We start from the raw sequence: 20798 nt of genomic DNA, 5'->3' as shown, positions 1-20798 counted from the left end.
AACAGGCATGAAGATGACATCAGTAATTTGTGAGAACGCCCTGACGGACAGCGTCCAGATGCTCGGACATCGCCCTGCGCGCACCCTCGGCGTCACGGGCGGCCAGGGCGACAAGTATCGCACGGTGCTCCGAAATGCCTGGCTTGGCGCGCACGACAGCCATCTGGCGTTCGAAGATCGTGGTGTAGCGCCGCATGTCGCCAATCGTCGCCTTCATGAAAGCATTACGGCTATTGTCGGCAATGCAGCCATGCAGGGCGTCGTCGAACTGCCACACGATTTCGGGGTCGGGGCCGGGATCCGCATCGATCGCATCAAGCATCGACGTGAGGCGCTCAAGATCGACGTCGGCGACATGAGGCGCCGCCAAGGCGGCCGCGGTCGGCTCGATCAGCATGCGCATCGTCAGGCCATCGAGATAGTCCTTCAGCGAAATCACGCGAACGCAGAGAACGCCCTTCTCGTTGCGCACGAGCAGCCCCTCCCCCTCCAACCGGCTCAGGGCATGGCGCATGGGAGAACGCGACACGGCGTGCTGGCTGGCGAGACGGCGCTGCTGGACGATGGAGCCGCCGGCGAGCCGGGCCGACAGGATATCAGCCAGAAGCAGGCGATAGGTGTCATCGGCAAGGCTGGTCTCGTCGTTGGTTTCGCTCAATCCATCGTCCATCGGGTCTCTTTCGGGTTCTCGTCGGTATCGACTATCATATGCGGCAGCTTTCCGCGTAAAGGAATAAGCGAGGGGCTACATTGCCGGTAGAGGAAGAAGGCAAAGTGACGAACACATCGGTTGCTTCAGACGTGAAGATCGCCACCCGCGGTCAGCACAATCTCGCATCGCTGACCTATAAAGCGGTCTCCGACATGATTCGCCACCGCAGGCTGAAAGGCGGCCATGTGATCGTCGAGGCAAAGCTCGCCGAGACCCTTGGAATATCGAGGACGCCGCTGCGCGAAGCCCTGCAACGGCTTGAGGGTGAAGGGCTCGTCCGCAAAGGCGACGGCCGCAACTATGTCGTGCGCCGCGTGGACATCGGAGAGTATCTGCAGAGCCTACGGCTGCGCTTGCTGATCGAGCCGGAAGCCGCCGCCCTTGCCATCCGCAACATTCCGCGCCGCCGGCTGATCGAGGTCAGGCGCGAGATCCACGATCTTCTCGACGCGACGGCCTATCATACGGACGCGCACTGGTTCTCCGACGACAATCTGCACAACATGATCATCGACTACTGCGGCAATGCGGTGATGGCCGAGGTGCTGCGTGAACTGCGTGCCACCACCCGCCTCTTCGAGATCGACAGGCTGAAAGACCGGTTGAAGCCGGACTCGACCGAGCACCTTGTCATCATCGAGGCCATAGAACGCGGCGATCTCGACGCCACCCGTGCCGCGGTCGCCACGCATATCGAGAGCCTAATCTCGTTTACGCGTGACTATCTGGGCGCCGGCGAATAGCGGTGCGGGGGCTAATCGATGATGTGGTATCCGCCATCGATATAGATCGTGTCGCCGGTGATGAGCCGCGCCGCGTCGTGAGCCAGGAATGCGGTTGCCATGCCGACATCGTCGATCGAGACGAGACTGCGTGTCGGCGCTGTCTCCTGGGCCTTGTTCAGCAGCTCGTCGAACTCGGGGATGCCGGAGGCGGCCCGGGTTGCCAGTGGACCGGGTGAGATCGCATGCACGCGAATGCCCTTCGGCCCTAGTTCGGCGGCGATATAACGAACAGCGCTCTCAAGTGCTGCCTTGGCAACGCCCATGATGTTGTAATTCTTCACCACCATCTGGCTGCCGTAGTACGTCATGGTGAACAGCGTGCCGCCCTGCTTCATGAGCGGTTCGGCAAGATGCGCCATCCGGATGAAAGACCAGCAGGAGATATCCATCGTCTTAAGAAACCCGTCGTGGGGTACATCGACGACGCGGCCCTGCAAGGTATCCTTCGGCGAGAACGCGATGGAGTGCACCACGAAATCGAGCGCGCCCCATTGCTCCGTGATGCGCTCGAACACGGCTTCCAGCTGCCCCGGCACCGAAACGTCGAGCGGCATGACAATCGGCGCTTCCAGTGCCCGCGCGAGTGGCTCGACATAGGGCTTGGCCTTGTCGTTGAGATAGGTCACCGCTAGTTCGGCACCCAGAGCGCGGAATGCGCGCGCGCAACCCCAGGCGATCGACTGATCATTGGCGATGCCAACCACCAGCCCGCGCTTTCCTTCAAGAAGCTTCGCCTTCACGGTCGGTATCATATGTAGCCCTCTCTTTTGTCCAAGTAACTAGCGCGCGCCGGCAGACACGGTCCCGCCAGCGGTGATAAGCGCGAAAGTGTGCCGCGCAATCATCAGCTCCTCGTCGGTCGGCATGACGAAGACTTTGACCGTGCTGTCATCGCTTGAGATCAGCAATTCGCCGGCATTGTTCCGCTCCGTATCGAGCGATACACCGAGCCAGCGCAGTTTCCTGGCGATCCGTTCGCGCATCACCGGCGAATTTTCGCCGACCCCGGCGGTGAACACAAAGGCATCCAGCCCGCTCAGCGCGGCCGCAAGCGCACCGGCGTTGAGCCCGATGCGATGAACGAAATGGTCGAGCGCCAGCGCAGCACCGGCCTCTTGGCTGTCGAGCAGATCGCGCACGTCGTTGCTGATGCCGGAGAGGCCCTTGAGGCCGGACTCCTTGTAGAGCATATCCTGCAGCTGCCTTGCCGACATTCCATGCTGCTCGAGCAGGTAAAGCAGCACGCCGGGATCGATCTGCCCGCATCGCGTGCCCATCGGCAGGCCGTCAAGCGCCGTGAAACCCAGTGTGCTCTCCACGCTTCGTCCCTCATGAAGCGCGCACATCGACGCGCCGCTGCCGAGATGGGCGACGATGACGCGCCCGCCGCCAACGTCAGGCGCAACTTCCGCCAGCCGTCCCGCAACATATTCGTAGGACAGACCGTGAAAGCCGTAGCGCCTGACTCCCTCCTCGAAATAACGTGTCGGTATCGCATAATGATCCGTCATCGGATCATGCCCGCGATGGAAGGCAGTGTCGAAGCAGGCGACCTGCGCCAAGTCAGGCTGTCGTTCCAGCAGCACCCGGATGGGCGCCAGATTGTTTGGCTGATGCAGCGGCGCGAGCGGCGTGTACCACTCCAACTCCCGCAGCAAGCTTTCATCGACCCTCGCCGGCCCAGCATGGTTCGGCCCGCCGTGGACGACCCGGTGGCCGACCGCGATCAGGTGCCCCTCAAGTCGCTCACCCAGCCATTGCCCGACCAGGCGCATCGCCGAAGGCAGATCCGGGATGGCCTCGGACGGATAATCATCATTCGCCAGTTGCTCACCGCCAGCATTCCTTATGGAAAGATGCGGCGCGGTGCCGATCCCTTCCATCTTTCCCTTGACCAGACGCGTGAGCGAACCCGCGACGGAGAAGACTTCAAATTTCAGGCTGGATGAACCGGCATTCACCACCAGAATCGTGTCCATAAATCACCCGCCCTGTATCGGCGCCGCACGACGGCGCGCTTCTGCAAGCAAGACGCCGACGGCGCAGGAGGCAAGGCGCGTGCGCACAGAATCCGCCCGAGACGTCAGGATGATCGGCACGCGGGCACCAAGGACAAGCCCCGCCGCATCCGCCCGCGCCATAAAGGTCAGGTTCTTCGCCAGCATGTTGCCGGCCTCGAGATTGGGCACGACGAGGATATCGGCGTGGCCGGCGACCGGAGAGTGGATGCCCTTTATTCTCGCGGCCTCCGGATCGATTGCATTGTCAAAGGCAAGAGGCCCGTCCAGGACGCCCCCCGTGATCTGTCCGCGTTCCGCCATCTTGCAGAGCGCGGCCGCCTCGATCGTCGAGGGAATCTTCGAGGTGACCGTCTCGACGGCCGAAAGGATCGCCACGCGCGGCGTGCCGAGCCCGATCTGGGTGAAGAGATCGATCGCGTTCTGGATGATATCGCGCTTCGCATCGAGATCCGGTGCAATGTTGATGGCGGCGTCGGTGATGAAAAGTGTTTCCGCATGACCGGGAACATCCATCACGAAGACATGGCTGATCCGCCGTGCGGTTCTAAGCCCCGTCGCCGATGATGTCACGGCCCGCAAGAGTTCATCAGTATGCAGGCTTCCCTTCATCAGAAGATCACCACCGCCTTCCCTGATGATCTCGACCGCCTTTGCGGCTGCCGCGTCGCTATGGGGAGCGTCGACCAGTTGGAACGCCGAGATATCGAGGCTGTGCACCTCGGCGACGCCACGTATTTTCTCGGCCGGACCGACAAAGACCGGATTTATCAACCCGACCTCGGCTGCTTCGACGGCGCCGCGCAGCGATGCCTCATCGCAAGGGTGGGCAACCACCGTCGTCATCGCGCGAACCTGCTTGGCCTTCGCGATAAGCCGCTCATATTTCTCGTGCCTGCCGGCGTCGCCAACGTTTTCCAAGTTCGACATTTGCACATGCTCCATGCTGGAAGACGCATTCAAACCTTGGGCTGTTCAATGATCCCGTCGATTACGTCACACGGCGGATAGCTGTCACCGACGCCGTCTTTGCTGATGGCGCAGCGGGGGCTGTGATCGGCTCCTCGGAAATGTCGAAGATGCCGACAATCCTTTGCCAACGCTGTTCGGCCTCACCGGTCAACGCGCCACGCGCGTTCAGGACGTCCCGCAGCGAGGATAGCGCTTCACGGCGCACACCATCCTCTGACGGCAACAGCCGGGCAATGGCGTTTACGGCCGCCTCCTCGTCGATCACGAGCATGAGGAACTGGTCGCGGATCAAAGCTTTGAACTCCGCCAGCGTCATGACCGGCATTCCGTCTTCGACGCGACGCATCCTGCGGATCGCCGCAAACCCACGCTCGTCGGCAGCACCATTTGCCATCGCCACGTAAAGCAGACTACGCGCCAAACCCTCGCGAAGGCCGCCGAGGTCCATTTGTGCCTTGAGCTCCTCGATCCTCTCTTTCAGGACGCGTGCATGCAGCGCGGTCTTGCTTGCTCGCCGCTGCGGTCTGGTGTCCGAACTGTCGATACCGACCGAGGCCTGCAGAAACGGTGATCCATAGACGGAGAGGAACGCCGCCTCGCTCAGCATCTCCACGCCTTGCCGCCATGCTTCCAACCCCTCGACGATCTGGCGCGAGACCGTCTGCTCGACTGCCAGAAAGGGATTGCCTGAAGCGACGGGACGACGCTCTGCGGCCACCTCGGCCGCGAGATCGGCAATCGGCGCCATCAACGGATTGACGTCCGAGAAGACCTCGTATTGCAGCCGCAGCGGATGCATCTCGCGAAGGCTCCGGCTCGCCCAGTCCGGCACTGCGGCGCGCACGACGGGTTGAAGAAAAGCGCGGTAGAGCGACAGGTTGATGTCGGAGACCTTTGCGACGGTCGCGAAGCGCCGATCATCAGCCGGCCCATTGCATCCGAGCGCGCGGATGTCATCCAGCGTTCGCGCCTCGCAACGCATGATCCAATCGCCCTCGACGAGTTCGCCGCCGACGGTCTCATCGCTTTTCGCCTCGAAGACCGCCTCGTACAGCCCCGGCGGCAGCGCGTCGATAAGGTCGATATTGCTCGATAATTCGCCATGCTCCTTGCGCGCGACACTTGCGGAAACGAAGATCCCGAGATGGCCGATCGTCTCGTGCACGGTGTATACGATTGTCTGCCCGTGCGAGCGTATCTCGTTCACATCGTCGTAGAGATCGAGAATCCAGCCGAGTGCTTGCGCCGGCGGGGTGACATTGTCACCCTTCGAGCAGAAGACGACAATTGGCGCGCGAATGTTGCGAAGGTCGACCGCCTCCCCATTCGATGTCTCGATACGACCGGCGGCAAGATTGTTGCCGATGAATAGTTCGTCCACGATGAACTGGATCTCCTCGGCATTGAGGCTGACGTGACCGCCCCACCATTGCTCGAAGCCCAGATAGCGCGGCGCCTCAGTGTCGATCTTTGAGTACAGATTGTACTGCTTGGTCCAGAGCGTATTGGCCGGGTTCTGGTTCTCGAAATTCTGCACGAGCCAGGCACCGTCAAACAATCCGTGGCCGAGATCGCTCGTAAGCGCGGTCAACCAAGTGCCGCCAAGCAGGCCTCCGGTATAGCGCATCGGATACTTGCCGCGCTCGCCTGCCCAGTAGGACAGCGGCGCGCCGGCGATGATGATCGAGCCGAAGAGTTCCGGCCGCATCGCCGCGAGCATCATCACGGCCCAGCCGGCCTGGCAGTTGCCGATGACGCAGGGCTTGGCGTCAGCCTGCGGATGCAGCGAGATGACTTTTTCCAGGAAGACCGCTTCAGCGAGTGCGATGTCCTCGATCGTCTGGCCCGCGACCGGTTCCGGCAGGAAGCCGATGAAATAGCAGGGGTGTCCGGCCTTCAGCGCCACACCGATCTCGCTATCGGCCTTGAACCCTCCGATCCCCGGCCCGTGCCCGGCGCGCGGATCGACCACGACGAAGGGGCGGCGCGCATCGTCGATCGTCATGCCCTCAGGCGGGACGATGCGGACCAGCGCGTAGTTGACGGGGCAGCCCAACGTGCGCCCATCCAACACGACCTCGGGCGTGAAGTTGAGCACATGCGGCGCGTTTGCCTCAGCATGTGAGCGGTAATGGTTGCCGCGCTGTCGCATGACGTCCCAAAACAGAATGCTACGTTGCGCCGCGTCCAACGCGTAGTCGAACGCAAGCGCGGCTGGACCAAATTGAGTGGCGAAATCTGGTGTGGGGAGATGGGAAGAATACCGCATGCCGAATCTCCTGGTTCATCGCTTTTGGCGATCATTCAAAGACCTAATGCAGCTCTGAGATTAGCTTCGTTCTGCATCCGCTCTGTGAATGCGCCCTGATCTTGCAGAGCACTCAGTTATCTCGCAGATGCAACATAGGCAGACCGGGCACGCCGACCAACGTATCTTACGGTAGCATACGGGCGTTTTCGGCGGTCGAAAGCACATGTGACAGAACGGTGACGTACCTTGCATCCATCGGCCGATATCACCCCACCTTGGCCTTCTCCGGCTTTGAGCGCAAAGTAACGCGGAAGCGCCTGCCGCGCGTGGGCTGCACAAAGTTAACATTGTGCACCAACCCCTCCTTCGGCAGGGAGATGATGGCGCGCAGCCCGGGTTCGTTGGAGGCAAGCACGATGTCGCCGCCATGCTGACGCGCGACTGCCCTTGCGATCGACAGGCCGAGCCCGACGCCGCCGGTGTCGCGATTGCGCGATGTCTCCAGCCGGAAGAACGGCGCAAACACCTGCTCCCACATGGCCTCGGGGACACCGGGACCCTTGTCCTCGATGACGATGTCGACACCCGATGGGCCCTGCCTGACGCAAACCTTGGCGTGACCGGCGTAGCGTACAGCGTTTTCGGCGAGGTTTCGAACGGCACGGCGCAGGCCGTCCGGCCGGCAGCGGTAGGTGGTTCTTGGGCCGTCCACGAACTCTATCGGATGGCCGATGTCGGAAAGATCGTCGCAGATGCTGCCGACCAAAGCCTGGAGTTCGATCGTCCTCGTGTCCTCGACGTTCGCCTCGCCACGGGCAAAGGCAATAGCCGCTTCCGTCATGGCCTGCATCTCGTCGATGGTCGAGATCATCTTCGCGCGAACCTCGGGTTCCTTGACGAATTCGGCCCGCAGCCGCAACGAGGTCAATGGCGTCCTGAGGTCATGGCCGATCGCGGCGAGCATCCTGGTGCGGTCTTCCACGAAGCGATGCAGCCTCCGCTGCATGCGATTGAAGGCAACTGCGGTAGCTTTGACGTCGCTTGGGCCTTCCTCCGGCAGCGCCGGCAGATTCTCCCCTCTTCCGAGCGCCTCGGCCGAGGCAGCGAGACGACGAAGCGGGCGCGTGATTCGCCGCGCTATGAAGATGCCGATCAGCGAGAGTACGAATGCCGTGATCGCGAGTGATGTCAGCGACTTCGAGTTCCACCAGAACGAGGTGTCCAGCTTGTAGGACGCGCAGTTGAGCCAAACGCCGTCGTCGATCTTCACGGCAAGCCCGTAGCCGCTCCTTCCATCGAAATAGAGGAACTTTGCTTCCTGCGGTTGGCTCCATAAAACGCTCGTCGGCTTTATCCAGCTTTCGTCGACATTCGATGCCGTGATGTCCCTGTCGCTGATCTTGCGCCCCACGGGTCTTGTCTCAATGCCGTAGGACCGGCCGAGATCGACGAAGTTGTCGAGCGGGCGCGAGAGCTCCGTGACCGCGCGGCGGCGCCACGCTAGCGGATCCGTCTCGTCACGGTCCGACAACCAGAAGCGGGAGTAGCTCGTTTCGCTCGATGAGAGCACACTTTGCCTGACCTCGGGCTGCAATGTCTCCATCAGCCGGGTGATGGTGGCGGAACGGCTGAAGAACTCGCTCTTGATCGCCGCGTGCAGTGCCTTCGACCGCTCATCCCAGGACACAAGAAATGTGATTGCCTGCGCAACCACGAGCGCGAGCAGCGTGAAGCAGATGAACTGGGCAGCAAGGCTCCTTTTCCACCAGTAGATCATTCGAAGTTGACCTCCGCCGACAGGCTGTAGCCCCCTCCCCAATGCGTCCGGATGAGCGACGGGTTTTTCGGATCCGGTTCGATCTTCTTTCGTAGACGGCTGACCTGGTTATCGATGCTGCGGTCGAAGATGTCGGCGACCCGGCCAACGGTGAGATCAAGAAGCTGCTCGCGGCTTAGAACGAGACCAGGACGATCGAGAAAGACCCTCAACAGCCTGAACTCCGCGGTGCTCAACGGCACCCCGACCCCATCATCGCCCGCCAACTCCTGCCGACCAAGGTTGAGTTTCCAGTGCCCGATCCTGACGATGCTTGCCCCGACCCTGTCGCGCTGGGAACTCGCAGAGGTTTTGGCGCGTCGCAGCACGGCTCGGATCCGGGCGAGCAACTCCCGGGGATTGAACGGCTTCACCAGATAGTCGTCGGCGCCGAGTTCGAGACCGACGATGCGATCGGTATCTTCCGCCATCGCCGTCAGAAAGATGATCGGCGTCTCGGTGGTCGATCTCAAAGCCCTGCATACGGACAGCCCGTCCTCGCCTGGCATCATCACATCCAGCACGATGAGATCGACATCGTCCTTGTCGATGATCCGCCTGAGAGCCGCGCCGCTTTCCGCCACACTGACACGATATCCCTGTTGCTCGAGATATTGCCCGACCAACTCCCGGATATCCTGATGGTCATCGACGACCGCGATGTGAGCTGCGCTTTGCATGAACCGGCACCTTCAACGTTAAGGCACTTTACCGGACCACGCTTCGGCTCGCATCGACAAAAGTGTATCAAAGTTTCACAGCAAACGTCGCGCAGGCAAAGCGGGGTTGATGCCATCGAATGCCGTGGCTGTCACCAAAACTCAGCGTTGGCAGGCTTGGCCGAGCTTCGGGCGACCGCGCAAATCGAGACAATCGTGCGACAACTTCCGACACGACCGGCAAACCCCTGCGACATCTTCCCCCTATGGTCTCGGCACGGAAATGATTCGACAGGAGACCGGAATGCGTGGCGAACTCTGGCAGGTGATCATCATGAAGCAGGTTCTCAACGAATTCTGCGCGGACCATAAGCTCTCGCTCAAGGATCGCCCCGCGATCGAGGCCGCCGAACACCTGATGAAGTTTGTCGGGGAAGGCGAGGTCGAGCCGGACAGTCTTCGGTCCCGGCTGGATGGCGTCATGGTCGATCGCCCCTTTGGCAACAGACTGCCCGTGGCGGCCGGCGCCAATGCTATATCGCGCGATGCCGCGCGCATGAACACTCTGAATTCCTAGGCTTTATTCCACACCAGTCAGCACTACGCGGCAGCGTGAACGCTTGTTTTCAAAGTGCCCGCCGCGCAATCGAGGGGATCGGCATGAACATCAGGTCCATATCTGCCAACATCGCCTTCGCGGTCCGCAGCAACGGCGGCATCAGCGCGCTACCCGCGGTCATCGCGGTTCTCGCGATCTCGCCGGCGACAGATGCGCTGGCCGACCAGAAGATCCTCATCGCATATTTCTCTAACAGCGGCACCACCGCTGAGATGGCCCGGAAAATACACGATCAGCTGGGCGGAGAACTCTACGAGATAAAGCTCGCGGAACCCTATCCCACCAATGGCGCCGCCTTGGCCGAACGGGCAAGACGCGAAGTCGAAAAGGGCCCCTTGCCTGTCCTTGACGGAACGCTTCCGACCATGAACCATTACGACCTTGTGCTCGTCGGCGCCCCGGTCTGGTGGAACACGCTTCCCGCCCCGCTCATGAGCTTCCTCAAGCAGGTCGACTTCAAGCAGACGACGGTTGCCGGGTTCGCGACTTATTCTCTTTCCAGCGGCACTTTCTTCCCTGATCTCAAGGCTCAAGCGCGCAACGCCGTGTTAGCGGAAGGCCTCGGCCTGGACGAATTTGGCATACGACAAGGACAGGTGGACGATCGCATCGGCAGCTGGATCCGCTCGCTTTCATCGACCGACCTGCACTCGAGCCAGTGACGGTATATCAGGAACGGCGCTGCCTTCATGAAGCCGGAACATAAGTTCATGCGGAGCCTGACGGCTACCCAATTTGAACAGCGAGCGCTAAATTCCGTCCGCATCCTTCATTCGGCATGACGCTGGTCCGGCTGCGAGCGGCTTTGCCGCAGCCAAACCTTACTGACCCAGGAGATACACATGGCACAACGCACTTGGTTCATCACCGGGGTCAGCAGCGGCTTCGGCCGAGAGTTGACGCAGCAGCTCCTCGCGCGCGGTGACAAGGTTGTCGGCACCGTTCGCGACCTCACCAAAATTAAGGATCTGAGAGAGGCCTATCCCGACGCTTTCGTCGCAACCGTGCTCGAGGTGACCGATCCGGCTGCGGTCAAGGCAACCGTCGATGCCGCCTTCAGCGATCTCGGACGGATCGACGTCATCGTCAGTAACGCGGGCTACGGGCTATTCGGCGCCGCGGAGGAACTCTCCGACAGCGAGATCGACCACATCATCGCCACGAACCTGACTGGCTCGATCCAGCTCTTCCGCGCGGCCATCCCTCACCTGCGCGCGCAGGGCGGCGGCCGGATCATCCAGTTGTCCTCCTATGGCGGCCAGGTCGCATTTGCCGGCAATTCGCTCTATCACGCGACCAAGTGGGGTATTGAAGGTTTTGCAGAGGCCGTCGCCAAGGAAGTCGAAGCGTTCGGCATCGGCGTCACCATCGTCGAACCGGGCGGCGCGCGCACCGAATTCCGCTATGGCAGCGCCAAGGTCGCGAACCTCATGCCGATCTATGACAACAACCCCGCGCATACCTTCCTGCAAATGCTCGACCCTCAGAATGGCCTTGCCGCCGGCGATCCCGTCCGCATGGCCACCCGGATCATCGAAAGCGTCGACATCGAGCCGGCGCCTCTGCGCATGGTGCTGGGATCACAGGCGTTGGCGAGCACGATCGACACGCTGAAGGCGCGGATCGCGAACTTCGAGACCCAGGCGGACCTGGCCGCCTCCACCGACTTCCCGCCAAACGAATGATCTGCCGCCGGCGACATCGAATGACGAGAGGGCGGGCATCGGGATCACGGCCGGCACAACCAGGATTACCCGAGTTACTGTAAGGAAAGCAGAATGCAATTCGGCATCCCGCGACGCGAACTTCTGAAAACGCTTCCTCTTGCGGCAGTAGGTGCCACGGTCGCCGGTAAAGCTGCGGTTTCGCAAGTTCCGCCGCAAATCCGATCGACCCTTGTGGTTTACTTCGCGCGCACCGGCAACACGACGGTCATTGCAAAGCAAATTCGCCGATCGAAAAATGCAGACCTCGCCGAGATCATTCCCGTCGATCCTTACCCCGAGGACTACAAAGAGACCGTCTCGCAGGCCAGCCGGGAGACTGAGGCCGGATACCTCCCACCCCTGAAGCCGTTGACGGTCGAGGTTGCGCGGTACGATACCCTCTATCTCGGCTTTCCGATCTGGGGAATGACGGCGCCCCCGGTCATCCGCTCTTTTCTGCGGTCCAACAGTCTTGCTGGAAAGACGATCTATCTGTTCATAACGCATGGCGGCTACGGGCTTGGAAGCAGCATAGAAGTTCTGCACTCCCATCTGGACGGCGCCAAGATGCAACCCGCCTTCTCCATGGAGGCAGATCAAGAGCGCCGGACGTTGGAGCAGGTCACAGGCTGGCTGGGCTGACCGCGATCGACCACTGACCGGCGGAAAAGCAACGAAAGACGTGGCTACCCTGTTTTCGGCTCGTTTTAGATCGTCAAGCGGCCGCCGGCCTCAACGACGGCTTGCTGCGTGTCCACATCGAGATGCGCGGCCTCTCCGATCTCAATACCGACAACCGGCACACCGGCACGCTGGATAACGGCGCGCGCGCCCTCGTCTCCTTCCAACGTCAGAAGCTGGCCGTAGAGAGATCTCGGAAGGATCGCCGGATTTCCCCTCCGACCGTCGCTCGTGGCACGGATCACGGCCTGACCCCCGTGTTGACGAAAGCCCTCGATCAACATGTCGAGATGCTCGGTCTCGATAGCAGGCATATCGGCCAATGCGATCAAAACGCCATCCGCGCTCATGATCGCGCCAGCCTTGAGACCGCAGACGAGCGACGACGCCATCCCCAGTTCGAAGGTTTCGTTCAGCACGCGATCAATCGGGACGCCCTGCAAGGCGGCGCGGATCGCGCCGCTTCGGTGGCCGATGACCACCACCGCTGACGATAGGTCCGCCGCCAACAAACGCAGGGCGATGCGCTTGACGAGGGGAACACCATCGAACTCTGCGAGCAGCTTGTGATAGCCGTCCGGCCCCATCCGTCGAGCTGCGCCGGCGGCCAACAGAATTCCGGAAACCGACAGGTCGTTGGCCGTCATGCACATCACTCCTATGAACAGCAGGCACGAGCGGTCGCTTGCGGGCGATTTCTTACCCCGATGTCGCCAAGCGACAAGCGGCAATGTCGGCCACTACCGAAATCGCAAGGGATTGGGCATCTCGGGTCGGCCCGAACATGCCGATCGGCGCCTTGATCCTTGCGATATCGGCCTTGGAATGACCAGCTGCCCACAACATCTCTTCGCGACGGCGATGAGTGCGCGTGCTGCCGAGCGCACCGATGTAGAATGATGGTGATCGAAGCGCGATATCGAGCATCCCCTGTTCCGCATCCAGATCGTGATGCAACAGGACGCACGCAGTAAAACCGTCCAAGGGGACTGATTTCGTGAATCTGGCGTCGTCTGTACGCTCGACCACCCAGCCGGATGCCGCAGCCATGCGCGCCACGGCCTCGGCTTCAGCGCCCCGGCCGGAAATGACTACACGTGTGAGCGGGCGATAGACCGTGAGGAAATCCGCGCCTTGCGGGCCTGGCCGCGATGGAACTTCGGCGATGGCGAGCGATTGGCGTTCGTGACAGTAGCGCAGGCCGGCCGCCTCCCGGGCCTCCAGCCGACCCAGCACCGCCTCAAGCGGAGCAACGTCCCGCACGACATGGATGGCTACCGATATGCCGCCACCGCAAGGCAGAACGATATCGAAGAACGGCGAACCGTCACCGAAGTGGGCGATACGGTCCCGGCCCTCCTCCATCGCCTGAAGCGCTTCGGCCGCGACCGCGGCTTCGACGCATCCTCCGGAGACGTATCCGCAAAACCGCCCATCGCCGGATATGGCTACATGCGCGCCCAGCGCCCGGGCAGCCCCGCCGCGAATATCCACGAGCGTTGCAAGCGCCACCCGTTTGCCCTGATGCCAGGCGCCAACCGCGAAGCTAAGGATATCCGCGGGCGTATCGCCGACAGGGGCTCGTGTCAGGTCAGGCAACGATTTCACGATGGCGACGTCCATGCCGTTTCCTTTCATGTGGTGCTCCGGTGCGCACCTGCACGCGCAAGTGCGCAACCGGTTCGTATTGCCCCCGACCCTCAACGCATCTGCAGGACAATCGGATTGCTGCTGGCCGGATCCGTGTGGTCGCGCAGCGCCTTCACGTCTTCCGGCTTCACCGGCCCGCCATGATTGCCCCAACTGGAGCGCACATGGGTCAGAACATCGGCAACTTCCTTATCCGACAGCTGCTGGCGGAAGGGCGGCATGCGATAGGCATCCGGAACGCCTGCGGTCACCACGCGGCCGGAACCATTGAGCACCACATTGATCTGCGAATCCGTGTGCTCGATCAGCGACGAGGCGGCGCCGGCGAGCGGCGAGATCCACTCGTTCTGGCCACGACCATCCGGCCCATGGCAAAAGCCGCAGCGCGCCGCGTAAGTCTGCGCGCCGGGGACGCTGCGCGCAGCCGGCGTTCCGGGAGCGGCGGAAGCCTCGACATAGGCCCAGGGCTTCCCGTCACGCGAGGGGTCGCCAGGCAGCGATTTCAGATAGTGGCCGATCGCCCTCAGGTCCTCGTCACTCATGAACTGCAGCGAGTTGTTGTAGGCTTCCGTCATCGAGCCGAAGACAACGGCGTGGTGGTTGCGGCCATTCTTCAGGAAGGCGAAGATATCGTCCTCGCTCCACCGGCCAAGGCCCGTATTGTGGTCTTGCCGCAAGCTCGGTGCATACCAGCCATCGAGGAGCGCGCCGGAAAGGAAGGCCGTGCTGCTTTCGTCCAGGCCCTTTTCGTTCATCGTTAAGCTGCGTGGGGTGTGGCAAGCGCCGCAATGGCCAGCCGCCTGCACCAGATAGGCGCCGCGGTTCCATTGCTCATCCTGATCAGGTTTCTGCTGGTAGGTGCCGGACGGAACGAAGACGGCATTCCAGAACGCCAGCGGCCAGCGCATGTTCAGCGGCCATTCGATGCCGCTCGGCTTGTTGGCCTCGGCGACCGGCTGCACGTCATGCATGAAGAAGGCATAGAGCGCCGCAATGTCGTCATCGGACATCTTCACATAGGACGGATAGGGCATGGCCGGGTAGAGCCGATGCCCGTCCGGCGTAACACCATGGCGGACCGCGCGGTCGAAGTCGGCAAGGCTGTAGTTACCTATGCCATGCTCTTTGTCGGGGCTGATATTGGTGGCGAAGATCGAGCCGAGCGGCGTGCCCATTTCCAGCCCACCGGCAAAGGGCTTGCCGTCAGGCAGGCTGTGACAGGCAACACAGTCGGCCTGGCGGGCGACCATTTCGCCTCTGGCCAGGAGGTCAGGAGAGGAGACGACCGAGGCACTGTTACCGTCAAACGGAGACGATGGCGTGTGGTTGACGAACCATATCACGCCGCCGGCCACGATGATGACGATGAGAAAAATAACGAGAAAGAATCTCTTCAAGGATAATCCATCCTCTGTAGGGGGCTTCTATGCGAACGCACCGCCAACGCGCCTTGACGGGCGGTGCTGCCGCGTGCTGCGAACCGCGAGGCTCCCGACGCGATATCGTCGAGAGCCTGCTATGCTCAGCTTTGGAATGTGTAGTGTGAGAGCGGCATGCTGCGGACGCGCTGACCCGTCAGGGTCGAGACGGCGTTGGCAACCGCAGGCGGCACGGCCGGAAGCCCGGGCTCGCCGATCCCACCCATCTTTTCGCCGCTTTCGACGATCCGCGTATGAACCCGCGGCATCCGGCTTGGCGGCAGAATGGGGTAGAGATCGTAGTTGCGGGCAACCGGCTGTCCCTTCTCGTAGACGGCCTCTTCCAGCAGAACCTGGGATACACCGAGCGCCACAGCCGAATTGATCTGCGCGTCGATGATCGCCGGGTTGACGATGCTACCAGGATCGATCGCTTCCCACACATCGTGGACGACCACCTCGCCGGACTGGATCGAGACTTCGGCGATCGCTGCCGTATGGCTGCCGAAGGGTGATGCCATGGCGACGCCGCGTGCGCGGCGCGTGCCGTCCGATGCCGTAAACGGACCCCGCTTCCAGCCACCGGAAAGGTCGCCCACCGCCTTCAGAAGCGTGCTTAAACGCGCATTGTCCTTCAGAAGCTGCAGGCGCAGCTCATAGGGATCCTTGCCGCCCTTATCGGCCATCTCGTCGAGGAAGGATTCGTAGAGGAAGTCGTTCATCGAATTGCCGACCGATCGCCAATAGGCGAGCATGGTCGGGTTTTCGACATAGACCTGGGCGATCCGCTTGTTGGGGATCGCGTAGGCCTTGCCCGTCAGCCCCTCGACCGCCGTTTCGTCGATCTTGTCGGGATTGTGCCCGGAAATGCCTTCGCTCGGGCCTTCGCAGATACTGACCGCCTCGATCGCGACGGGCATGCCGCTGTCATCGAGTGCACCCCTGAAACGAACGGCTGCCATCGGCCGCATCGGATCGCGCAGGAATTCTTCCTCGCGGCTCCAGATCAGCTTGATCGGACGTCCCGTTTCCTTGGCGAGTTGGATCGCCTGTGGATAGGGATTTGCGGTCGCGTAGAGGAAGTGGCGACCGAAAAAGCCACCAAGCAGCGGGCTGTGAAGCGTGATCTTGGATGCATCGAGGCCGGTGCGCTTGGCGATGTCGGCCTGGAACATTTCCGGCGCCTGATTGGGCGCCCACAGCTCAAGGCTTCCGTCCTCGTTGAAGCGGGCGAGCGCCGAAGGGGGTTCCAGCTGGGCATGGTGGAGATACTGGCTGTGATAGGTTGCCGAGACGACGGTTTTCGCGGACGCGATCGCGCCGGCGACATCGCCTTCCTTTTCGGCATCCTTGCCCGCACCGGGTTCCTTAGCGAGACGGTCGGCGAAGGCTACCGTCGAGAAGTCGGCAGGCATGATCCTGGTGCCTTCGACGATCGGTTTGCCGTTGGCTTCCTGCCAGTCGACCTGCAACGCTTCGACCGCCCGCTTGGCATTCCACCAGCGCTCTGCAACCACTGCGACCGCACCTGGAAGGCGATGCACGGAGTGAATGCCCTTCATGGCCTTCACCGCATCTTCGTTGCGGATCGCCCCGACCGTCATGCCAAGCCGTGGCGCATGCTGGACTGCGGCATGCAGCATGCCGTCCACCTTGGCGTCGATCGCATAGACGGCGCGCCCGGTGGATTTGTCATGCATGTCGAGCCGCGCAACCGGCTTGCCGATCCAGCGGAACTGGTTTGGGTCGCGCAATGTGACGCTGTCGGCTGCGGGGATCGGTAGGTCGAGCGCGTCGCCGGCAACCTCGCCATATGTCAGCGAGCGGCCAGAAGCCGCGTGAATGACCTTGCCCGGCTCCGTCGTCAGTTCGGCGACCGGCACGCCGAGGCGGCTCGCCGATGCCTGCAGGATCATCAGCCGTGCGGAAGCGCCGAGATGACGCATCGTGTCGTAGCTAGTGCGAACCGACATGGAGCCGCCGGTGATGCGCATCTTGCCGAAGACGACGAGATAGTCGGGACCGGTCGGAGCATGATCGACGGTAAAGGCGGACGGATCCATGTCCAGCTCCTCGCCGACGATCTGCGCCATGGCGGTCATCACGCCCTGGCCGCCTTCGATGAATGGGTTCATCAGCCGTACGGTGTTATCCGGCCGGATTTCCAGGAACGCGGGCACGCGGGTGCCGGGCACAACGGCCGGAACCGCTTCCTGGGCGCGGGCGGCGCCCACCGGCATGCCGAAGCCGATGACGAGCGCACCAGCCGTCACGCCGGCCGAGGCCAGGAGAAACCTTCGACGGGAAATATTGACCGGCGCGCCATTCGGAAATTCGTCGGCCGGCGTGTTGTCACGAACGATCTCGCTCATAGCGAAGCCTCCTCACGACCAGCCACCTCGTTCACGGCGGCCTTGATGAAGTTGTAGGTTCCGCACCGACAGAGATTGACCATCGCGGCGGCAATATCGTCTTCCGAGGGGGTGGCGCTCTGCTTGAGAAGGGCTGTCGCGGCCATGACCTGGCCGGACTGACAGTAACCGCACTGCGGAACCTGATGCTTCACCCAGGCGGCGACAACCTTCTCACCAACAGGATCAGCTTCGATCGCTTCGATTGTCGTGACGGCGCGGCCGGCGACGCTTTCAACGGGCGTGACACAAGACCGGACGATCTCGCCGTCGATAAGCACGGAACAGGCGCCACACTGCGCCAGCCCGCATCCATATTTCGTGCCTGTCATGCCAAGCTCATCGCGGATCACCCACAGGAGCGGAGTATCCGGGTCGGCATCGATCTCGTGCGTAATGTCGTTGATACGAAGCTGCATCGTCTTTACCTCGACTGCTGGTGCGGCCTGCTAATTGCATTCGGACCACTGGCCCACGCCGCGACGAAAGGATTGGAAGCTATACGCGCGTTCAACTCGCAGGATTAGCCAGTCTGGATTGATTGCACTTATGCATCTGAAACATAAATCCAACCGATTGGTTCCTGGGCCGCTACCCCAGCGATTAATCTGATCCAAGGCTTACATATTGAGAAGAGCCTACTGCCCAAGCCGGGTAACGTTGTAGTGAACGAGCAGCCGGCTGCAGAGCGATGGTCCGTGAAGGCTTCGCCCGGCTGAATGCCGAGCGATCCTCAATCTCGCCCCGGATCAGGGGCAGCCGGCGCCTGCGGGGTATAACTGGGGTAACGTTTGAGATTTACGTGTGGGCTTAAGTCAACCCATCCGAGCGACGGATCGCAGCTCGTCCGCCGTCGTGGTCGGAAAGCCGAAGAATTCGAGGTACGCCGGAATCTGCTCGAACAGCATGTCGGTGCCCACCTGGAAATCGCAGCCGGCAGCGCGCGCTGCCGCGAGAAACGGCGTGATCTCCTGCTTCATCACGACCTCGCCCACGAATGTTGCGGAAGACAATCGCGACACATCGATCGGCAGCGGATCATCGCTCTTCATGCCGAGCGGTGTGGCGTTCACCACGATGTCGAACCCTTCAGGATCGCGCGAGCCGGCCGTGACGTCCACGTCGGGATAATGCTGGCGAAGCCGTCCAATCAGCCCATTCATGACCTCCGGGTTGGCATCGAAAATCGCGATCTTTCTAACGCCGGCGGCGGCGAGCGATGCGGCGATCGCCGAACCGACGCCGCCGGAACCGACGACAAGGACGTCAGCGCCAGCCACCCGCCTGCCCTTGCGCAGCACGCCGCGCACGAACCCCTCTCCATCGAACATGTCGCCAATTAGCCGGCCATGTTCATCCAGCCGGATGGCATTGCAGGCGCCCGCGACCTGGGCACGCGTCGACAGTTCGTGGAGCAGGCCCATGGTGGTGACCTTGTGCGGCATGGTGATCAATGCGCCGTGGATGTTCGACAGGCGGAAGACGAGCCTCAAGAAATCCGGAAAATCCTCCGCCCGGCAGCCCATGGGCACAACGACCGCATCAATGCCGTGCTTTTCGAAGTAGGGATTGTAGATCAGCGGCGACTTGAAGGTCTCCGTCGGATAGCCCAGATGGGCGATGATCCTGGTGGTGCCGGAAATCATGCCGAAAACTTTCAGTGACGCAGAATTTCGCCAAGGAACTTGCGCGTGCGCTCTTGCCTCGGATTGCTGAAGAATGTGGCGGGCGGCGCCTCTTCGACGATCGCGCCGCTCGCCATGAAGATGACCCGATCGGCCACCTGACGGGCAAAGCCCATCTCGTGGGTGACGCAGATCATCGTCATCCCCTCCTCCGCCAGGCCGATCATCGTGTCGAGCACTTCCTTGACCATCTCAGGATCCAGCGCCGATGTCGGCTCGTCGAACAGCATCACCTTCGGCCGCATGCAGAGCGCACGGGCAATCGCCACGCGCTGCTGCTGACCACCGGAAAGCTGCGCCGGATATTTCTCGGCCTGTTCGAGGATCTTGACGCGGTCGAGCAGGCTGCGTGCGCGCTCTTCCGCCTCCGCCTTGCCAAGACCGAGCGCACGCATGGGCGCCAGCATGCAGTTCTGCAGCACGGTCAGATGCGGAAAGAGATTGAACTGCTGAAACACCATGCCGACGTCGCGCCTGATGGCGTCGATATCCCTGGAGCGATGTCCGAGCAGCGTGCCGCCGACGCGGATCTCGCCTTTCTCATAGCTCTCGAGGTGGTTGATGCAGCGGATCAGCGTTGACTTGCCGCTGCCGGAGGGGCCGCAGAGCACGATCCGCTCGCCCTGGCGGACATCCATGTTGATATCGTGCAATGCCTGAAAGGCGCCAAACCATTTCTCGACCTGCGCCAGGCGGATCATCGGTTCGGTGGTGGTGGGCGTCGACACAGTGGTCATGGTTCAATTCTCCCGGACAGGCAGGCGCACTCAGCGCGCCGACATCGCGAAGCGCCGCTCGAGGCGGGCACCGAGGATCGTCAGCGGGCAGCACATGATGAAATAGAGGATGCCGACGATGCCGAAGACCGTCAGCGGCTCGAAGATCTGATTGGAGATGATGTTGCCGGCGCGCGTGAGCTCGGTGAAACCGACGATCGCGGCCAACGACGTTCCCTTGATCAGCTGCACCAGGAAGCCGATCGTCGCCGGCAGCGAGATGCGGATCGCCTGCGGGAGGATCACGTCCTTCATGCGCGACACGTATTTGATGCTGAGCGCCTTGGCCGCCTCGGTCTGCCCGCGCGGCACGGCCTCGATCGAACCGCGCCAGATCTCGCCGAGATAAGCGCTGGCATGCAACGTCAGCCCGATGGCGACCGCGACCCACGCATCAAGCTTCAGACCCACCAGCGCCAGCCCGTAATAGACGACGAAGAGCTGCATCAGGAGCGGCGTACCCTGAAACACGCCGATATATCCGGCGGTTATCCGCTCCAGAAGCGGCAGGCCGCAGGTCCGTAGCAGCGCGATTATGAGCCCGCCGATCGAACCGCAGATGAAACCGACGACGGACAACACGACAGTCCATTTCAGACCGATCAGCAGGAAGATGAATTCATCGCGACCCATGGGAGC

Annotated in this window: 20 protein-coding genes; 5 read left to right on the top strand and 15 right to left on the bottom strand. The window is 61.9% G+C overall.

Annotated elements, in window-relative coordinates; translation table 11 throughout:
• Nucleotides 1-19: 19 nt before the first annotated feature.
• Nucleotides 20-670, bottom strand: coding sequence for a GntR family transcriptional regulator (locus tag D460_RS0107510; RefSeq protein ID WP_018897916.1), 651 nt, complete (start codon nt 668-670; stop codon nt 20-22).
• Between the two features lie 104 nt (nt 671-774).
• Between D460_RS0107510 and D460_RS0107505 the strand changes: the two genes are divergently transcribed.
• Nucleotides 775-1455, top strand: a complete 681-nt coding sequence (locus D460_RS0107505) for a GntR family transcriptional regulator (RefSeq protein ID WP_018897915.1) — start codon at nt 775-777, stop codon at nt 1453-1455.
• Nucleotides 1456-1466: 11 nt separating this feature from the next.
• Here D460_RS0107505 and fabI read toward each other — a convergent pair whose 3' ends face one another.
• The 6 genes from fabI to D460_RS0107475 form a co-directional block, all read right to left on the bottom strand.
• Nucleotides 1467-2249 carry an enoyl-ACP reductase FabI gene (gene fabI / locus D460_RS0107500; RefSeq protein ID WP_018897914.1) on the bottom strand — a complete coding sequence of 261 codons (783 nt, stop codon included), beginning with the start codon at nt 2247-2249 and terminating at the stop codon, nt 1467-1469.
• Between the two features lie 27 nt (nt 2250-2276).
• Nucleotides 2277-3476, bottom strand: a complete 1200-nt coding sequence (locus tag D460_RS0107495) for an acetate/propionate family kinase (RefSeq protein ID WP_018897913.1) — start codon at nt 3474-3476, stop codon at nt 2277-2279.
• Nucleotides 3477-3479: 3 nt separating this feature from the next.
• A complete protein-coding gene (locus tag D460_RS0107490; RefSeq protein WP_018897912.1) occupies nt 3480-4445 on the bottom strand; it encodes a phosphate acetyltransferase in 966 nt (321 codons plus the stop codon).
• Nucleotides 4446-4506: 61 nt separating this feature from the next.
• Nucleotides 4507-6756, bottom strand: a complete 2250-nt coding sequence (locus D460_RS0107485) for a DUF3141 domain-containing protein (protein WP_026282889.1) — start codon at nt 6754-6756, stop codon at nt 4507-4509.
• A 247-nt stretch (nt 6757-7003) separates the two neighbouring features.
• The gene (locus D460_RS0107480) at nt 7004-8515 is read right to left on the bottom strand and encodes an ATP-binding protein (RefSeq protein ID WP_018897910.1); all 1512 of its coding nucleotides are present in this window, start codon (nt 8513-8515) and stop codon (nt 7004-7006) included.
• A complete protein-coding gene (locus D460_RS0107475; protein ID WP_018897909.1) occupies nt 8512-9234 on the bottom strand; it encodes a response regulator in 723 nt (240 codons plus the stop codon). The genes D460_RS0107480 and D460_RS0107475 overlap by 4 nt, the downstream gene beginning before the upstream one ends.
• Before the next feature lie 283 nt (nt 9235-9517).
• Here D460_RS0107475 and D460_RS32740 point away from each other — a divergent pair, with 283 nt between their 5' ends.
• The 4 genes from D460_RS32740 to D460_RS0107455 all read left to right on the top strand — a co-directional run bounded on the left by D460_RS32740 (nt 9518) and on the right by D460_RS0107455 (nt 12180).
• Nucleotides 9518-9790, top strand: coding sequence for a hypothetical protein (locus D460_RS32740; protein WP_018897908.1), 273 nt, complete (start codon nt 9518-9520; stop codon nt 9788-9790).
• An 83-nt stretch (nt 9791-9873) separates the two neighbouring features.
• Nucleotides 9874-10494 carry a flavodoxin gene (locus D460_RS32735; protein ID WP_018897907.1) on the top strand — a complete coding sequence of 207 codons (621 nt, stop codon included), beginning with the start codon at nt 9874-9876 and terminating at the stop codon, nt 10492-10494.
• A 180-nt stretch (nt 10495-10674) separates the two neighbouring features.
• Nucleotides 10675-11517, top strand: coding sequence for an SDR family oxidoreductase (locus D460_RS0107460; RefSeq protein WP_018897906.1), 843 nt, complete (start codon nt 10675-10677; stop codon nt 11515-11517).
• A 93-nt stretch (nt 11518-11610) separates the two neighbouring features.
• A complete protein-coding gene (locus D460_RS0107455) occupies nt 11611-12180 on the top strand; it encodes a flavodoxin (RefSeq protein WP_018897905.1) in 570 nt (189 codons plus the stop codon).
• A 65-nt stretch (nt 12181-12245) separates the two neighbouring features.
• On the opposite strand, the gene D460_RS0107450 is transcribed toward D460_RS0107455, so the two are convergent.
• The 8 genes from D460_RS0107450 to D460_RS0107415 form a co-directional block, all read right to left on the bottom strand.
• Nucleotides 12246-12866 (bottom strand): nucleotidyltransferase family protein, encoded by a 621-nt coding sequence (locus D460_RS0107450; RefSeq protein ID WP_018897904.1) that lies wholly within the window; start codon nt 12864-12866, stop codon nt 12246-12248.
• A gap of 52 nt (nt 12867-12918) precedes the next feature.
• Complete coding sequence (locus D460_RS0107445) at nt 12919-13842, bottom strand: XdhC family protein (RefSeq protein WP_018897903.1); 924 nt, start codon at nt 13840-13842, stop codon at nt 12919-12921.
• A 77-nt stretch (nt 13843-13919) separates the two neighbouring features.
• Complete coding sequence (locus tag D460_RS0107440; RefSeq protein WP_018897902.1) at nt 13920-15266, bottom strand: cytochrome c; 1347 nt, start codon at nt 15264-15266, stop codon at nt 13920-13922.
• Nucleotides 15267-15391: 125 nt separating this feature from the next.
• The gene (locus D460_RS0107435) at nt 15392-17659 is read right to left on the bottom strand and encodes a xanthine dehydrogenase family protein molybdopterin-binding subunit (RefSeq protein ID WP_018897901.1); all 2268 of its coding nucleotides are present in this window, start codon (nt 17657-17659) and stop codon (nt 15392-15394) included.
• On the bottom strand, nt 17656-18117 hold the full coding sequence (locus D460_RS0107430) for a (2Fe-2S)-binding protein (RefSeq protein ID WP_018897900.1): 462 nt from the start codon (nt 18115-18117) through the stop codon (nt 17656-17658). Before D460_RS0107430 ends, D460_RS0107435 begins: the two co-directional genes overlap by 4 nt.
• A gap of 396 nt (nt 18118-18513) precedes the next feature.
• On the bottom strand, nt 18514-19344 hold the full coding sequence (locus D460_RS0107425) for a ThiF family adenylyltransferase (RefSeq protein WP_018897899.1): 831 nt from the start codon (nt 19342-19344) through the stop codon (nt 18514-18516).
• 11 nt (nt 19345-19355) lie between these two features.
• Nucleotides 19356-20084, bottom strand: coding sequence for an amino acid ABC transporter ATP-binding protein (locus tag D460_RS0107420; RefSeq protein WP_155947714.1), 729 nt, complete (start codon nt 20082-20084; stop codon nt 19356-19358).
• Between the two features lie 66 nt (nt 20085-20150).
• The gene (locus tag D460_RS0107415; protein WP_018897897.1) at nt 20151-20792 is read right to left on the bottom strand and encodes an amino acid ABC transporter permease; all 642 of its coding nucleotides are present in this window, start codon (nt 20790-20792) and stop codon (nt 20151-20153) included.
• Nucleotides 20793-20798 lie beyond the last annotated feature (6 nt).

This window comes from Rhizobium sp. 2MFCol3.1 (assembly GCF_000377565.1).
Lineage (GTDB): Bacteria > Pseudomonadota > Alphaproteobacteria > Rhizobiales > Rhizobiaceae > Rhizobium.
This window is presented reverse-complemented; position numbering and strand designations above follow the sequence as displayed.

Bases quoted from the DNA above. Each gene is read 5' to 3' on its own strand.
- D460_RS0107490 (WP_018897912.1), bottom strand. From the start codon at position 4,445: ATGTCGAACTTGGAAAACGTTGGCGACGCCGGCAGGCACGAGAAATAT.
- D460_RS0107435 (WP_018897901.1), bottom strand. From the start codon at position 17,659: ATGAGCGAGATCGTTCGTGACAACACGCCGGCCGACGAATTTCCGAAT.
- D460_RS0107495 (WP_018897913.1), bottom strand. From the start codon at position 3,476: ATGGACACGATTCTGGTGGTGAATGCCGGTTCATCCAGCCTGAAATTT.
- D460_RS32740 (WP_018897908.1), top strand. From the start codon at position 9,518: ATGCGTGGCGAACTCTGGCAGGTGATCATCATGAAGCAGGTTCTCAAC.
- D460_RS0107425 (WP_018897899.1), bottom strand. From the start codon at position 19,344: ATGATTTCCGGCACCACCAGGATCATCGCCCATCTGGGCTATCCGACG.
- D460_RS32735 (WP_018897907.1), top strand. From the start codon at position 9,874: ATGAACATCAGGTCCATATCTGCCAACATCGCCTTCGCGGTCCGCAGC.
- D460_RS0107415 (WP_018897897.1), bottom strand. From the start codon at position 20,792: ATGGGTCGCGATGAATTCATCTTCCTGCTGATCGGTCTGAAATGGACT.
- D460_RS0107420 (WP_155947714.1), bottom strand. From the start codon at position 20,084: ATGATCCGCCTGGCGCAGGTCGAGAAATGGTTTGGCGCCTTTCAGGCA.
- D460_RS0107430 (WP_018897900.1), bottom strand. From the start codon at position 18,117: ATGCAGCTTCGTATCAACGACATTACGCACGAGATCGATGCCGACCCG.
- D460_RS0107455 (WP_018897905.1), top strand. From the start codon at position 11,611: ATGCAATTCGGCATCCCGCGACGCGAACTTCTGAAAACGCTTCCTCTT.
- D460_RS0107480 (WP_018897910.1), bottom strand. From the start codon at position 8,515: ATGATCTACTGGTGGAAAAGGAGCCTTGCTGCCCAGTTCATCTGCTTC.
- D460_RS0107475 (WP_018897909.1), bottom strand. From the start codon at position 9,234: ATGCAAAGCGCAGCTCACATCGCGGTCGTCGATGACCATCAGGATATC.
- D460_RS0107445 (WP_018897903.1), bottom strand. From the start codon at position 13,842: ATGGACGTCGCCATCGTGAAATCGTTGCCTGACCTGACACGAGCCCCT.
- fabI (WP_018897914.1), bottom strand. From the start codon at position 2,249: ATGATACCGACCGTGAAGGCGAAGCTTCTTGAAGGAAAGCGCGGGCTG.
- D460_RS0107450 (WP_018897904.1), bottom strand. From the start codon at position 12,866: ATGACGGCCAACGACCTGTCGGTTTCCGGAATTCTGTTGGCCGCCGGC.
- D460_RS0107460 (WP_018897906.1), top strand. From the start codon at position 10,675: ATGGCACAACGCACTTGGTTCATCACCGGGGTCAGCAGCGGCTTCGGC.
- D460_RS0107485 (WP_026282889.1), bottom strand. From the start codon at position 6,756: ATGCGGTATTCTTCCCATCTCCCCACACCAGATTTCGCCACTCAATTT.
- D460_RS0107510 (WP_018897916.1), bottom strand. From the start codon at position 670: ATGGACGATGGATTGAGCGAAACCAACGACGAGACCAGCCTTGCCGAT.